At 48.4% G+C, this 246-nt stretch carries 1 protein-coding gene; it reads left to right on the top strand.

Going from position 1 to position 246, the window contains the following annotated elements; all coding sequences use genetic code 11:
- On the top strand, nt 1-246 hold a 246-nt coding region (locus tag ACXAG7_RS20180; RefSeq protein WP_476667960.1), incomplete at both ends, for an Ig-like domain-containing protein.

Below are 246 nucleotides of genomic sequence, written 5' to 3'. Positions count from 1 at the left end.
TAGCTACGGGAACAGGAATCCAATGGTATGCGGCGTCAACTGGAGGAACTGCCTTAGCAGGAACAACAGCATTGAGTACAGGAACCTACTACGCATCACAAACAGTAAGTAGCTGTGAGAGTAGCAGAACTTCTGTAAGTGTAACCGTAAATACCACTCCAACCGCACCAACAGCAAGTGCACAAGCATTCTGTAGTGCCGATAGCCCAACAGTAGCGGATTTAGTAGCTACGGGAACAGGAATCC

The sequence above is a fragment of the Tenacibaculum sp. AWR4_210 genome (assembly GCF_056160945.1).
The sequence above is the reverse complement of the archived record's forward strand: the minus strand, read 5'-3'. Positions and strand labels throughout refer to the sequence as shown.